Source organism: Anaerovibrio sp. RM50 (assembly GCF_000622005.1).
GTDB lineage: Bacteria > Bacillota > Negativicutes > Selenomonadales > Selenomonadaceae > Anaerovibrio.
On the sequence record NZ_JHWV01000005.1, the window covers coordinates 303,022 to 317,256 of the forward strand.

The following is a 14,235-nucleotide window of genomic DNA, read 5'->3' on the forward strand; positions in this document are numbered from 1 at the left end:
TTTATATAGGGTTATATTTAGGTGATTTTAAGATGATTAGTGTTACGAAGTTGTTGTTTAAAAGAGAGTACTATGGGGATTCTTTAAGGTATACCAGGAGTGCCCACGCCCAGAAAAATGGTGCCGGTGAGGGCATGGGGCCTGTGGTGGTGTGGAATTCCACCAAGACCTGCAATTTAAAATGCCGTCATTGCTACATGAGCTCCGATAACAAAAAGTACCAGAACGAGCTTACCACTGAGGAAGCCAAGAGTTTTATCGACGATTTGGCGGACTTTAAGGTGCCTGTACTTCTCTTTTCCGGTGGTGAGCCGTTGATTCGCCCGGATTTCTTTGAACTGGCAGAATACGCCCAGAAGAAGGGGGTACGCCCAACCCTTTCCACCAACGGTACCCTTATAACCCGTGAAGTGGCCCGGCGCATAAAGGATATTGGCGTGGGCTATGTGGGGATTTCCCTGGATGGTTTAAAGGATGTAAACGACAAGTTCCGTGGTGTTGATGGTGCCTACGAGAAGGCCATGGCGGGCATTCAGAACTGCGTGGCTGTGGGCCAGCGTGTGGGCCTTCGCTTTACCATTAATCATCACAATATTCAGGAGCTGGATAATATTTTTGACTTTATTGAGCGGGAAAATATTAATCGCGTATGCTTCTATCATCTGGTTTATTCCGGCCGTGGCAATGCCATGATGGACGAGGATGTGACTCCTGAGGAATCCCGCAGGGCCATGGATACCATTATCCGCCGTACCAGGGATTTTGAGGAAAGAGGTCTGGAGAAGGAAATCCTCACTGTAGATAACCACTGTGATGGTGTTTATATGTACTTAAAGGCCTTGGCTGCAGGGGATGACAAGCTGGCTGCCCAGATAAAGGAATTCATTTCCATGAACGGAGGCAACCGCTCCGGCATTGCCTTTGGTGAGGTGGATCCATTTGGCTATGTCCATCCGGACCAGTTCACCCAGCACCATACCTTTGGCAATGTGCGGGACAGAAAGTTCAGCGAAATTTGGACAGATACCACCAATCCAATAATGGCTGGTCTTAAGGACAGAAAACAGCTCTTAAAGGGAAGATGCAGCAAGTGCAAGTTTCTTGATAACTGCAACGGCAATTTCAGAACCCGTGCTGAGGCCAGAACCGGTGATTTCTGGGAGTCCGATCCGGCCTGCTACCTTACTGATGAAGAAATAGGCCTTGGCGGAGGTAATGAATAATGATAGTTTCCTGGAATGTTACAAATGCCTGCAATATGTTTTGTGACCACTGCTATCGTGAGGCGGGCTGCAAGGCGGAGGAGGAGCTTTCCACAGCGGAAGCCAAGACACTGCTTGATCAGATCGCCAGAGCAGGCTTTAAAATAATGATATTTTCCGGCGGTGAACCCCTCACCCGTCCGGATATTCTTGAGCTGGTGGAATATGCCACATCTCTGGGCCTTCGCAGTGTATTTGGTACCAATGGTACTCTGATAACTCTGGAAATGGCCCGGAAGCTGAAAGAAGCAGGAGCCATGGGCATGGGGATTTCCCTTGATTCCATGGACAAGAAGAAGCACAATGAGTTCCGTAAGTTTGAGGGGGCCTGGGAAGGTGCTGTTCAGGGCATGCGCAACTGCCGTACCGTGGGACTGCCATTTCAGATACATACAACTGTAATGGACTGGAACAACCATGAATTGGAGGCAATTACTGATTTTGCCGTGGCAGAGGGGGCTGTGGCCCACCATTTCTTCTTCCTTGTGCCAACGGGCCGTGCCAAGACAATTGAGGCTGAGTCCCTGCGGGCAGAACAGTACGAGGAAACCCTTACCCGCATTATGAAAAAACAAACTGAGGTTGACATAGAACTGAAGCCTACATGTGCCCCGCAGTTTATGCGTATTGCGGCCCAGATGGGGGTGAAGACCCGCTTCCGCCGGGGCTGTCTGGCAGGCACGGCATACTGCATCATCAGTCCACGGGGCAAGGTTCAGCCATGTGCATATCTTAACATGGAGCTGGGGGATGTTCGGGAGACCCCATTTGACGAGATATGGAAGAACAACGAGGTTTTGAATACCCTGCGTACTTTGGAGTACAAGGGGGGCTGCGGTGAGTGCAGCTTCAAGAAGTCCTGCGGTGGTTGCCGGGCAAGGGCTGCATATTATCATGATGGGGACTATATGGCAGAGGAGCCATGGTGCCTGTATCACGGCCGCAAAGGATAAAATCTTAAGACCACATCAATGTCAGGAGACATCGTAAAGGGCAGGGACTACTGTCTGTAGCGTCGGTCATGAGTCTAAAACTTTTTGTTCGATGATATAAAAAAATCATAACTCGCTTCGCTCAAACAAATGATTTTTTCCACTAATATTTAGGTACGAACAAAAGAGTTTCTTAACGACTCATGCCCTAATTGCTACAGCCATCAGCCCCTGCCCTTTCTTTATAAATGTTTCTGTATTAATTGGGAAGGGGGAACCTTTTCGCCTGCAAGAACGTAGTCCACCTGCCGGAGGCTCATCATGGGCAGTACATAATATTTATGTCTGGATGTATATAAGGCACGGCGCTTGCACCCAGTGCCGTACTTCGTATAAGACTATTTATACTGTACATGATGATTTGGACGAAGTGATGAAGCCGAAAAGATTTCCCCTGACGGTGATGATGACATAATTTTATATGCATATTGAAATACTGTGATTAACTGTTATAATTAAAAATATATTATACTTACAGTGCGTATTACAGGTGATTTTATGATAAAGATTATTTTTTCGGACATGGATGGCACATTGCTGGACGAAAATGGTGAGCTGCCCGGGGAATTTCCCGAGATTATGGCAGAGCTGAAGAAGCGCGGTGTTATCTTTGCCCCTTCCAGCGGTCGCCAGTATTATGCCCTTCTGGAGCAGATGGGTGAATATAAAAATGAGTTCATGTTTTTGTCGGAAAACGGTGCCTTCAACATCTATAAGGAAAAGGAAATCTGTTCCTCCGTTCTTGACATGGACCTGGTGCATCGGGTCATTGCAGAGGCGGACAAGCATCGTATCTTCGCCATTCTCTGTGGCAAGAAAAATGCCTACGTAAGAAAGGAATGGGAGCCATATATCCATGAGGCCCGCCGTTTCTTTACCCACAGTATTTTCGTGGACAGCTTTGATGAAGTGGAGGACGAATTCGTCAAAATGGCCTTTGCGGACTGTGAGGGACTGGACGCTGAGCGTAATCTTATGCCGGTGCTGACCCAGTTTGAGCCGGAGCAGCAGGTGTCACTTAGCAGCAACTACTGGGTGGATGTGCTGAATCCTGGCATTAATAAGGGCTGGGCCATTAAACACATTCAGGAAAGATTCGGCTTTAAGCCGGAGGAATGCGCCGCCTTTGGGGACTACATGAACGATTACGAAATGATGCAGTCAGTGCATTACAGCTACGCTATGGACAATGCGCATCCTGAGCTTAAGAAGGTGGCGCGGTTCATCACCAAAAGCAACGTGGAGCATGGCGTTATTTACCAGATCAAGGAATTAATCAAGCAGGGCTTGATTTAAGAGGTTTTAAGATAAGTAGATATTTGGGGATTTTAGTGTACTAGGGGTAGAGGAGAAAAGTGTATGAAATTCGATTATCATATGCATTTTGAAAAAGGTGATTATGACGTTGACTGGGCCAAGGGGTTCTTTGAGGCTGCCGCCGAAAGGGGCTTGAATGAAATCGGTATCTCTGAGCACAGCCACACCTTTCCGGAGTTTAAGCAGCTTTATTACGATGACCTTATTTTGGACGATTCCTTTGTGGGGAAATTTCAGCAGCAGTGGCTGAAATCAAACAAGTTCAAGCATACTCTGGATGATTATTTTGAGTTTATGGAAAAGCTGAAGTCCGCCGGCTACAATGCTAAAACCGGCATTGAGGTTTGCAACTTCCAGAATCAGGAGCAGGTGGCGGAGATTTTGAAGGAGTACGATTTTGACTATATTATCGGCTCCATCCATTTCATTCGCGGCTGGGCCTACGATTCTGAGGAAATTATGGCGGAATGGAACCATCATTCGTTGGATGAAATTTACGAGGCTTATACACAGGAGATTGAGCACATGGTGGCCAGCGGCCTTTACGATGTGCTGGGTCACCCGTATAATATACGCCTTTACCGCATGATACCTTATTTTGATGCCACCCCATATCTGGAAAGGGCAGTGGCTGCATTAAAGAAGGCCAATATGTGCGTTGATGTTAATACGGGCACAGTTTACCGCTATCCAATTGCGGAAATAACCCCTTACTACAAGTTTATGAAGCTGGCAGCCAAGGCCGGTCTGCAGATAATAACCAGCTCTGATGCCCACAAGCCTGAGGATTGCGGCAGTTATATTGACGAGGCCATAGAATATGTTGCCCGTTACGGTTACTCCCAGGGGGTAATGTTCGACAAGCGGAAACGTACACTTGTTGATTTGGGTTAACAGACACAATAAAAACGACAATAACAAAAGCTGTTGCACTTCGTTAGCATATCGCTTCCTTGTGCAGCAGCTTTTCGCATTTTGATTAAGCATTTTGGGCTTAAATCCATATTTTGGTTTAAATTCGATATTTAGTTCAAAACCGGCGGGGCGGGGATGTTCATTTCCACAGTCTGCTTTATCAGGGCTTTTTCGCTCATGTCCTTGGAGCTGTGATTTTTCCAAACCCGCTGGAGGGTGGTGACGAAGGCTCCCGGGGAAATTGAGCTTTCCAGCTGCTCCTGAACCTTTTTCTGAAGCATTTCGTGGAAGGACTGGTCCAGTGTAATGGTGCGCTGGGCCAGAAGAATCTGCAAATTGGTATCCACCAGATAAAGGTGCATAACGGGATCATCCAAATCTGCAATACATGGCTTCATGCCCGGCGGCAGGAGATGGATGCCCAATGGGGAATCACCCCAGCCCTCCTTGAATATGCCGTCAATCTTGTAAAGGAAGAATACGATTCCCTCAGCCTCAAACAGTCCCAGCTCCATGGCCCCTGTGCGGAAGGCCTCAGTGGCAATTACGTCTGTGTGACTTAGCTGCAGGATAAACATGGCTCCGTTGGAATCAATCTGAAAGAGGCCCCCGTCTCCCTGATTATGAATAGGCAGTGGAAATTTTTCCCCCACCTGGAAATTTGTATAATTCATGGCTAAAACCCCCTATATTACTGAAAGAAGTTTACCATATTCGGGATTATCTCACAAGGTTACAAGGCTTTTCTGTAAAAAAATCCTATTTTATGGTAAAATGTATAGTGCTGAAGTATTTCTATTTCTTTATTCGTTTTTTGAATTTTAAGGATGATTAAGGAGTGATATATATGATACGCCGATTCATAGCCACCATGGTTTTTATGTGCAGCCTCATGATGATGTTTGCGGTGGGGTATGCTGCAAATAATAATGCAGAATGGTATTGGATTTCTTCCGATGATAAATACAGCAAATTTTATGCCACGGATAAGGTGCAGGTGCTAAGGTCCTTTGGCAATATTGCAGTTCAGATAAATGCCTGGACAAAGACTACCTATAGTTCTGCCGGGGCTCAGGAGACCCTTGATAATTATGGAATCAAGGATATTGACCCTGCCCAGCTGGCCTACAGCCTTGCGGAGGTGGAGGTAAATCCCCAGAACCGCACTCTGGCTTATTTAAGTGAGGCCTTTTATGACAAGGATGACAACAAGCTGTGGGAAAAGGTGTACAGTCCTGTGCGCCCCAAGGAAATGAATTCCCAGGAGTTTGATGAGGATTTCTATTGTCACATTGTGGACCATGTCTTTGAACAGGGAGAAAACGAGCACCGCAGGGCCGGTGACCGCTGGCTTTCCCTGTGGCAGGATACCACTATGGACGGCGGAGTAGTTTACAGCATGGCAGACACATCCACCATGCGCCTTAAGGGACAGAATATTATTTTCTGGGAATGGCAGGAAAAGAAAACTTCTGCCAGCGAAGTTGAAAGCATTATTTTCCGGAAAAAGGCCATAAATATACCTATGTATACAGAAAAGGTGATTCGGGTTATGTCCTGGAATGCCAATACAGGCTGGAAGGATATAACAAATACCACTGATGGTATGTACCACGTAATTGAGAATGGTACCAACAGTGAAAAGGCCCTCAATGCCATCAAGGCCTATGAGAGCGCCCATGAAAGCTGGGTAAAACGCTACAGTCTGGATGAAGCGTAAGCTTTCATAGTATGTTTTTGAGGTGATTTCGTGCCAATTAAGATACCCAACAACCTTCCGGCAACAAAAATTTTGGAGGGTGAGAATATATTCGTCATGGATTCTGACCGTGCCTACAGTCAGGATATCCGACCGCTGAAATTGTTAATTTTAAATCTTATGCCCATTAAGCAGGTGACTGAAACCCAGCTGCTGCGCCTTTTGGGCAATACACCTCTTCAGGTGGAAGTGGATTTTATATATACTGAGTCCTATGTGCCTACCCATACCACTACGGACTATTTGACTGAGTTTTATGGTACCTTTGCAGAGGTTCGTCATAAAAAATATGATGGCTTTATTATCACTGGTGCACCGGTGGAGCAGATGCCCTTCGAGGATGTGGCTTACTGGGAGGAAGTGGCTGAAATAATGGAGTGGAGCAAGTCACACGCCTATTCTACCTTCCACATCTGCTGGGGAGCCCAGGCGGGGCTGTATTACCATTATGGCATCAAAAAGTACGATGTGGCTCCGAAGATTTTCGGGGTATACAAGCATCATTTGTGCGTGGAAAATGAGCGGCTTTTCCGGGGCTTTGACGATGAGTTCTACGTACCACATTCCCGTCATACTGAGGTACGCAAGAGGGATATTGAGCAGGTTCCGGAGCTTACTATTATGGCTGAGTCCGACGAGGAGGCCGGGGTTTATGCCATTGCCAATCTGGATAAGCGTCAGTTCTTTATTACGGGTCATGCAGAATATGATCCATTGTCACTGAAGGCCGAGTATGATCGGGATATGGCGGCGGGCATGCCAAATGTTAACGTGCCGATTAATTATTATCCCGATGATGATCCGTCCCAGCCACCTGTTGTAAGATGGCGCTCTGTGGCCAATTTGCTTTTTGCCAACTGGCTCAACTACTATGTATATCAGGAGACTCCGTATGAACTGGATACTCTTGCCCCGTCAGATGACCGGGTTTAAGGAGGTATTTTCATAAGTTTTTCATGTTAAGGGGTTAAATTAAACTTTTGAAGATGTATATATGGAGGCATATTTTGTTATGAAAAAATCTTTGGTTGTTTTATTTGCGATTCTGTGCACTCTTTGGACTGCTGCGGCCAGTGCCAGTCCTCAGGTGGACGAGACAATATTCAAATGGGTTCAGTCCTCTGCCAGATGTGATTATTACTTTAACACCCAGCAAATTTGCTATGGCAAGGATGATGAAGGAAATTTTGACTACGATAAGCTGGTAGTTCCTGTACTGAAGATATATGATTATCTCATGATTGACGATGTGGTTGCCAAGCGCCGTTGGAACGGCAATTCCACAGAGGGGTTCAGCGATCTGGTGGGTGCTGCGGAATATTATGTAATTAACCTTAAGGATAATACAGTTTATTTTAAGCAGCAGGATTTCATCGATTCCACCTGGACCACCCTGGCGGTAAATAATCCTGACCGCACAGTGCAGCTTGATCAGCTTTCAGAAAAAAGCTTTGACAGCAGTTTCTACAAGAGAATTATTGATTATGCCCTTCGCAATCGGGTGAAGCTGGCTATAAGGAGCAACGGCCACATCAGTGATGAGCTTCTTGCCAAGATGCAGGCAGAACAGGATGAATACAGAGCCCAAAACAAAGCTTATGATGCCAGGGACAATGAGGAACTGGACGAAAAGAGCGCAGACAGGGTGAAGGCTGCCATAGAGGCTCAGAACAAGGACGAAGACAAAGATAAGAAGGATAAGAAAAAAGACAAGAAAAAGAAATAAGTTGTTGGTTGTTGTATACTGACCAAATGAGGGATGATGACTATGTCAAATGAATTTACCTTTGTGGTGGAGAAAAAATGCCCTGTTTGCGGCAAGGAAACCAGAGTTGTGAAAGTAAAATCAAGGCTGATGATTTCACGGACAGATGACGATTACTGCAACCACTACCGTGATTTCAACCCATATTTCTACACCATCTGGGCCTGTGAGCATTGCGGTTTTGCCGCAGATGAAAAGCACTTCCTGTCCCCGTTGCCGGACAGACATCGGGATATGTTGGCAAAATTCCTTCATGAAAGACGGGCACGCTTCGTTTTTTCCGAGACCAGGGGGCTGCCTGAGGCCATTGCTTCCTATCAGCTGGCAATTTATTGCGCTGAGGCCATTTCTGCGCCGCCTTCAAGAATTGCCGGCCTTTCCCTGCGTATGGCATGGGTATTCCGTACGGTGGGCATCAAGGACCAGGAAATGGAGTGGACCAGAAAGACCGTACAGCTTTACGAGCGTTCCATAATGACTGAGCGTTATCCGGTGGAAAGCCTTTCGGATAACACGGTTATGTATTTGTTGGCTACACTGTTTAACCGCCTTGGGGATAGGGATCATTGTACCCAGTATCTTGGCAGAATGATTAACGACAAGTCATTAAAGATGAATGATAACAAGCTGTATAATGATGCCCGTAAGCTGTGGCAGGATATCCGCGCTGAGGAAACTGAGCTCCAGAAGGCTATGGAAGCTTCTGCCAAAAAATAACTTAAAATGAAGGATGACCAAAAATGGATTTACCAGCAGCGATAATTGAAGCTGTTTCCAATGTGGACTGGGTTCAGGTGTCGGAGGTTATTGAAGATTATGGTCCGGTGGTGCAGGTGATACAGCACACCTGGAGCCATCAATCCCTTATGGATATTATGAACGGCAGTATTTCAGTGCCGGATTCCGTTATTAATGATGCTTTGGATCACCGCCTGAGCAAGAACGAATACAATGTAAAGTCCATGACTGTTTCTTCCCATGAAAACGGGAAGATTGATATTAAGGCCGATACCAAAAAGCTGGGACGGGTTGAGTTTTCCGGAACAATTGAGGAAATGGTCCACAACACCGAGGATTCCCACTTGACCTTTAAGGTGAAGGAAAGAGCCCTGAAAGACCACGGGCTGGCCTCCTGGTTCATTTCCCGTATGTCCCTTTCCATGGTACAGGATCTTTTCGGCAAGATTGAGGTTGAGGATATTCCCACCACCATCAAGGGCAATAAGGTCACTGTGGACCTAAAGCCTGTTCTGGAAAACACGGAGCTGGCTACCACAGAGCTTAAGGGGCATCGCCTGCTGGATATGTTCAGAGTTGAGTCGGCCACTCCCCATGAAGGATACATTACCGTCAAGACCAAGGTGGATGTACCGGATGATGTTAGGGAAATGGCATTGAATGTGTTGCGTTGAGGATTTGGGATAAAGAGTGAATATGAGAAAATTATTTGTGTTGTTTATATGCCTGCTGTGTCTGGTTGTGGCAACAGACAATGCGGCAGCCAAGAAGAAGGCAAATGTTAATAATTCCAAGGGGAAAATCGTATTTATTCCTCATGATAACCGGCCGGTATCAGATGAGATGCCGGCTGAAACTATCCGAAAGCTGGGTTACGAGGTGATTGTTCCCCCAGATGAGCTGCTGGGCTCCAAGGAAAATATGGGAGACCCTGAGAAGCTTTGGATGTGGCTGGAAAAGAATACAACGGAGAAAAGAAAGCCCAGCCAGCTGGAGAAGAAACGCTTTCATACAGGAGGACAGGTCTGGGGGCTGAAGCCTGATATAAAGGCCATAGTAATTTCTGCTGACAGCATGATTTACGGCAGTCTGGTAAGTTCCCGCAAGCACTCCATCACCGAGCGGAAGCTGAAGGAAAGGGTGGCTAATTTCTCCGATTACAAGTATCGACATGACGATGCCAATATGTATGTATTTTCCTCCGTTATGAGGACCCCTACCTCCGGGGAAAATTCCGGTTCCCAGGAGCCTGATTATTATAAGCCATACGGCTATGATATATTCCGCTATACCGCCCTTAAGGACAAGGCTGACGCCAAGGGGCTTTCTTCAAGGGAACAGAAGGAGCTGGAATTCCTTCAGGAGCTTATTCCCATGGCCTATATCAGGGACTGGGATACCCGTCGTGGCAAGAATTATCGTGTGAACGAGGCTCTGATAGATTTGGCTGCCAAAGATAAATTCCATTGTCTGGTACTGGGGAGAGACGATAATGCAGCCTGGTCCCAGACCCACATGGAGGCCCGCCATCTGAGGGATTATACCCAGAAAAAGGGAGCTGACAAGGTACAGAATATTGCGGGCATAGATGAAATGGGCCTGCTGCTTTTGACCCGTGCAGTGAATGAGATTGAGAAAAAGCATCCCGTAGTTACAGCGGATTATAATTGGGGCACCGGCAAGTATTTGATTCCTGCCTATTCCGATGAGCCAGTGGATACCACAGTGCGCTCCCATGTAAAACTTCTGGGAGGAGAGTATGTGGATTATGGTACGGATGTGGATCTGCTGCTTATGGTGAACACCAATCCTAATGGTGCCAACCTTGGAGCCAACTGGTTCAGCAATGCAAAGAAAGTCCGTCCCGATATTAAGACCTTTGTTTCCTATATGGAAAAGGCCATGGACAGAGGTGAGCCAGTAGGTGTGGCTGATATTTCCTTCGTAAACGGATCAGACAATTCCCTCATGGAGGAATTGCGGGACAGGGATATGCTGTATAAACTTCAGTCATATTCCGGATGGAATACTCCGACAAACAGCATTGGCTTCGCTCTGGCCCAGGGGGTGCTGGCCAAGGGTATGAAGAAGGAAGACAAGGATGAACTGCTTACTATCCGTTATATGGATGATTGGCTGTATCAGGCCAATATCCGTCAGATGGTAAGCCGTCAGCTCTCCTGGTTTAAGGAGGGGGGCGTTTATTCCGAGCTGGGTTCAGACAAGGGACAGGTTGAACAAAGAGCCACCTCACTGATGCATACCTTCGCCAAGGATAATCTTCCTGCCAGCAAAGCTGATTTTATAAAGCATATAAGGGTGACCAGTCCTTGGAACAGACTCTTTGAGGCAAAAATCAGTCTGGAAAAATGACATAACAATACAAGACAAGGCAAAAGCCAGCGACCTTCGCCAAGATGAAGGAAGCTGGCTTATTTTGTTGCGTCTTGTTCTGTTGCAGTTTATGTTGTTGTGGGATTACTTATTTGCCTTCTGGAATTTTTCCATAAAGTCTGCCAATTTTTCACAGCCTTCATAAGGCATTGCATTATAGATGGAGGTTCTCATACCACCTACACTTCTGTGTCCCTTTACGCCGCTAAGACCATTTTCCAGAGCCTCAGCTGCAAATTTCTTTTCCAGTTCTTCGCTAGGGAGTCTGAAGGTTACATTCATGAAGGAGCGGCTGTCCTTGTCTGCGTGGCCCTTGTAGAAGCCATTACTGTTATCGATTACGCCGTATACCAGGTCTGCTTTCTTTTTGTTGACCTTGGCAAGAGCCTCAAGACCACCCTGTGCCTTGATCCATTTTGCTGTCTTGCCCACCATATAAATGCAGAAGGCAGGTGGAGTGTTGTAAAGGGAATTCTTGTTGTAGAAGGTGTCATAGCGCAGCATAGTTGGAAGCGTCTCAGGACTCTTTTCCAGCATGGACTTCTTTGCTACTACCAATACAACGCCGGCAGGACCAAGGTTCTTCTGCACACCGGCATATATGAAGCTGAATTTCTTGAAGTCCAAAGGACGGGAAAGTATATCAGAGGACATGTCTGCAATTAAAGGTACATCCCCGGTTTCAGGAATATAATGGTACTCGGTGCCATAGATGGTATTGTTGTAGCAGAGATGGAGATAAGCTGCATCATCGCTCATCTTAATCTCCTCCTGGGTTGGAATGTGCTTGTAATCCACATCCTTGCTGGAGGCTGCTGAATAGCCCACGCCCAAGATCTGCGCTTCCTTAAAGGCCTTGGTGGCAAAGCTGCCGGACTGAACGTAGTTGCCACGCTTTTCCTTGGTGGCAAAATTCAAAGGAATCATGTCGAACTGCAGGCTGGCTCCACCCTGGATGAACAATACTTCATAATCATCACCTAAGCCCATCAGTTCCTTGATGTCAGCCTTGGCCTGATTGTGAACATCATCATAGGCCTTGGCACGATGGCTGATTTCCAATATGGACATGCCAGTGTTCTGAAAATTTAAAAACTCTGCCTGGGCTTCTTTTAATACCTCCAAGGGCAGCATTGAAGGGCCAGGATTAAAGTTATAAATACGATTTGCTTCCATGGGACAACCTCCTATTAATGTAAGAAAATTTTTAAAACGTCTATCTTTAATTTTACATCAGAGTTCGGAAAAGGGTCAAGAAAGATTAAACTTTTGTTACAAAAAGTTTTGCTCCAGAATACACTTGATTTTTTAAAATAAATAAAATATGATGTAAAGAGTAGTGAAATAAATATAAAAATTTATTCTCAATAATAACAGGAGGCTCAATATGAAAGTATTAATTGCAGATGGCGTATCCCAGATGGCTGTTGATATCCTTAAGGATGATTTTGAATGTGTAATTAAGGATAAGCTGCCGGCGGAGGAACTTTTACAGATTATTCCGGAGTTTGACGCTCTGATCGTGCGCTCAGCCTCCAAGGTTACGGCAGAGGTTATAGATGCGGCCACGAATCTAAAGATTATCGGCCGTGCCGGTGTAGGCGTGGATAATATTGATGTTCCTGCTGCAACTGCCCGGGGCATAATCGTTATTAATTCACCAGGTGGAAATACAAATGCAGCCACCGAGCATACATGTGCCATGATGCTGTCCATGGCCAGAAATATTCCAATAGCTAACGAAACACTGCAAAAGGGCGAGTGGAATCGCAAGCAGTACACAGGCGTGGAATTAAAGGATAAGACCCTGGGAGTTATCGGTATGGGTCGTATCGGCAGTGGTGTGGCCAAGAGAGCCCTGGCCTTCGAGATGAAGGTTATTGGCTATGACCCATATATCAATGAAGAGCGTGCCAAGGATATGGGAGTTGAGGTTGGTACCTTTGATGATGTTATAGCCAAGTCTGATTTCATCACCGTGCATATGCCTCTTACTGATTCCACCCGTGGCATGATCAATAAGGAAGTAATGTACAAGATGAAGAAGGGGGTTCGCCTCATAAACTGTGCCCGTGGTGGCATTATTGTGGAGGAGGACCTGCGTGATGCTGTCCTTGATGGACAGGTGGCCGGAGCGGCAGTGGACGTATTTACCAGTGAGCCGATTCCTGCGGACCATCCTCTTCTTGGTGTAAAGAACATCTTTGTTACCCCTCATCTGGGTGCTTCCACTGTTGAGGCACAGGTGGGTGTGGCTGTGGATGTGGCCCAGGGGATCAAAGCAGCCCTTCAGGGTGACCCTGTAATGACTGCTGTTAATATGGCTCCTGTTTCCAAGTCTGTAATGCAGGTTATTGCACCTTATTTCGATCTTGCAGAGCGTCTTGGCTGTGCAGCCCGTGCTCTGGTGGAGGGCGGCATCAAGAAGCTTGATGTGACCTACAACGGTGAAATTGCTGATGTAAGTACCCGCATGATTACCACCGCTGTTTTGAAGGGTATTTTAAGCAGTGAACTGGACGACGTGGTGAACTTCGTAAATGCCCCAGGCCTGGCCAAGGAGCGCAATATTAAGGTCAGCGAGGTCAAGAACAAGAATACGGAGCGTTTTGCCAATACAGTTACCGTAACCGTTACTGCCGGGAAAAATCAGAGCGTAAGCATTATGGGTACCCTCTTTGGCGATAAGGCCCGTATCGTACAGATTAATGATAACAGAGTTGATGTGGCTCCGCGCCGTTGTCTGCTCCTTTGCCCTCACAACAACCGTCCTGGTGTTATTGGCCAGGTGGGCTCCATTATGGGTGCAGCAGGTGTTAATATTTCCGGCATGCAGGTTTCCACCACTTCCAAGGAAGATGTAAACCTTATGATTCTTACTTTGGACAGTGAAGTACCAGCTGACGTGCTGAAGCTCATCACTTCAATGGAAGAAATTTACGATGCCAAGATGATCATGTTTAAATAAAAAATAAAAAAATTCTGCAGGGACTAAGGGACTTAGTCCCTGTTTTATATTGCCATGAGTACTAAAACTAAGCTATAATTAGATTAGGTATGTATGCTTAAAATTATGTTTTCTACTTTTAGGGA

Annotated in this window: 13 protein-coding genes; 11 read left to right on the top strand and 2 right to left on the bottom strand. The window is 46.3% G+C overall.

Features of this window, described 5'->3' with window-relative positions; all coding sequences use genetic code 11:
* The first annotated feature begins 32 nt into the window (after positions 1-32).
* The 4 genes from nirJ1 (at position 33) to T525_RS0103430 (ending at position 4,465) form a co-directional block, all read left to right on the top strand.
* Positions 33-1,223, top strand: coding sequence for a putative heme d1 biosynthesis radical SAM protein NirJ1 (gene nirJ1, locus T525_RS0103415; RefSeq protein ID WP_027406051.1), 1,191 nt, complete (start codon positions 33-35; stop codon positions 1,221-1,223).
* The gene (nirJ2, locus tag T525_RS0103420) at positions 1,223-2,215 is read left to right on the top strand and encodes a putative heme d1 biosynthesis radical SAM protein NirJ2 (protein WP_027406052.1); all 993 of its coding nucleotides are present in this window, start codon (positions 1,223-1,225) and stop codon (positions 2,213-2,215) included. The genes nirJ1 and nirJ2 overlap by 1 nt, the downstream gene beginning before the upstream one ends.
* 537 nt (positions 2,216-2,752) lie before the next feature.
* Entirely contained in the window at positions 2,753-3,550 is a 798-nt protein-coding gene (locus T525_RS0103425; protein ID WP_027406053.1) for an HAD family hydrolase, read from the top strand.
* Between the two features lie 63 nt (positions 3,551-3,613).
* A complete protein-coding gene (locus T525_RS0103430) occupies positions 3,614-4,465 on the top strand; it encodes a PHP domain-containing protein (protein ID WP_027406054.1) in 852 nt (283 codons plus the stop codon).
* Between the two features lie 131 nt (positions 4,466-4,596).
* Here the strand turns inward: T525_RS0103430 and T525_RS0103435 are convergent, their stop codons facing one another.
* Positions 4,597-5,160 carry a hypothetical protein gene (locus T525_RS0103435; protein WP_027406055.1) on the bottom strand — a complete coding sequence of 188 codons (564 nt, stop codon included), beginning with the start codon at positions 5,158-5,160 and terminating at the stop codon, positions 4,597-4,599.
* Positions 5,161-5,333: 173 nt separating this feature from the next.
* Between T525_RS0103435 and T525_RS0103440 the strand changes: the two genes are divergently transcribed.
* From T525_RS0103440 to T525_RS0103465, 6 genes are all read left to right on the top strand, one after another.
* Positions 5,334-6,206: a hypothetical protein gene (locus T525_RS0103440; protein ID WP_027406056.1), complete on the top strand. Its 873-nt coding sequence runs from the start codon at positions 5,334-5,336 to the stop codon at positions 6,204-6,206.
* Positions 6,207-6,236: 30 nt separating this feature from the next.
* The gene (gene metA, locus T525_RS0103445; protein WP_027406057.1) at positions 6,237-7,178 is read left to right on the top strand and encodes a homoserine O-succinyltransferase; all 942 of its coding nucleotides are present in this window, start codon (positions 6,237-6,239) and stop codon (positions 7,176-7,178) included.
* A 79-nt stretch (positions 7,179-7,257) separates the two neighbouring features.
* On the top strand, positions 7,258-7,971 hold the full coding sequence (locus T525_RS14055) for a hypothetical protein (protein ID WP_051533371.1): 714 nt from the start codon (positions 7,258-7,260) through the stop codon (positions 7,969-7,971).
* Between the two features lie 42 nt (positions 7,972-8,013).
* Positions 8,014-8,727 carry a DUF2225 domain-containing protein gene (locus tag T525_RS0103455; protein ID WP_037324950.1) on the top strand — a complete coding sequence of 238 codons (714 nt, stop codon included), beginning with the start codon at positions 8,014-8,016 and terminating at the stop codon, positions 8,725-8,727.
* 23 nt (positions 8,728-8,750) lie between these two features.
* Positions 8,751-9,422 (top strand): hypothetical protein, encoded by a 672-nt coding sequence (locus T525_RS0103460; RefSeq protein ID WP_027406059.1) that lies wholly within the window; start codon positions 8,751-8,753, stop codon positions 9,420-9,422.
* Positions 9,423-9,444: 22 nt separating this feature from the next.
* The gene (locus tag T525_RS0103465; protein ID WP_027406060.1) at positions 9,445-11,121 is read left to right on the top strand and encodes a DUF4127 family protein; all 1,677 of its coding nucleotides are present in this window, start codon (positions 9,445-9,447) and stop codon (positions 11,119-11,121) included.
* 105 nt (positions 11,122-11,226) lie between these two features.
* Here the strand turns inward: T525_RS0103465 and serC are convergent, their stop codons facing one another.
* Positions 11,227-12,318 (bottom strand): 3-phosphoserine/phosphohydroxythreonine transaminase, encoded by a 1,092-nt coding sequence (gene serC / locus T525_RS0103470; protein WP_027406061.1) that lies wholly within the window; start codon positions 12,316-12,318, stop codon positions 11,227-11,229.
* A 211-nt stretch (positions 12,319-12,529) separates the two neighbouring features.
* On the opposite strand from serC, the gene serA reads away from it, so the two are divergent.
* Positions 12,530-14,110, top strand: a complete 1,581-nt coding sequence (gene serA / locus T525_RS0103475; RefSeq protein ID WP_027406062.1) for a phosphoglycerate dehydrogenase — start codon at positions 12,530-12,532, stop codon at positions 14,108-14,110.
* The last annotated feature ends 125 nt before the right edge of the window (positions 14,111-14,235 follow it).

Excerpts from the sequence above, each read along its gene's own strand:
- T525_RS0103455 (WP_037324950.1), top strand. The coding sequence starts at position 8,014 with ATGTCAAATGAATTTACCTTTGTGGTGGAGAAAAAATGCCCTGTTTGC.
- T525_RS0103425 (WP_027406053.1), top strand. The coding sequence starts at position 2,753 with ATGATAAAGATTATTTTTTCGGACATGGATGGCACATTGCTGGACGAA.
- nirJ2 (WP_027406052.1), top strand. The coding sequence starts at position 1,223 with ATGATAGTTTCCTGGAATGTTACAAATGCCTGCAATATGTTTTGTGAC.
- T525_RS0103460 (WP_027406059.1), top strand. The coding sequence starts at position 8,751 with ATGGATTTACCAGCAGCGATAATTGAAGCTGTTTCCAATGTGGACTGG.
- nirJ1 (WP_027406051.1), top strand. The coding sequence starts at position 33 with ATGATTAGTGTTACGAAGTTGTTGTTTAAAAGAGAGTACTATGGGGAT.
- T525_RS0103430 (WP_027406054.1), top strand. The coding sequence starts at position 3,614 with ATGAAATTCGATTATCATATGCATTTTGAAAAAGGTGATTATGACGTT.
- T525_RS0103465 (WP_027406060.1), top strand. The coding sequence starts at position 9,445 with ATGAGAAAATTATTTGTGTTGTTTATATGCCTGCTGTGTCTGGTTGTG.
- serA (WP_027406062.1), top strand. The coding sequence starts at position 12,530 with ATGAAAGTATTAATTGCAGATGGCGTATCCCAGATGGCTGTTGATATC.
- T525_RS14055 (WP_051533371.1), top strand. The coding sequence starts at position 7,258 with ATGAAAAAATCTTTGGTTGTTTTATTTGCGATTCTGTGCACTCTTTGG.
- serC (WP_027406061.1), bottom strand. The coding sequence starts at position 12,318 with ATGGAAGCAAATCGTATTTATAACTTTAATCCTGGCCCTTCAATGCTG.
- T525_RS0103435 (WP_027406055.1), bottom strand. The coding sequence starts at position 5,160 with ATGAATTATACAAATTTCCAGGTGGGGGAAAAATTTCCACTGCCTATT.
- T525_RS0103440 (WP_027406056.1), top strand. The coding sequence starts at position 5,334 with ATGATACGCCGATTCATAGCCACCATGGTTTTTATGTGCAGCCTCATG.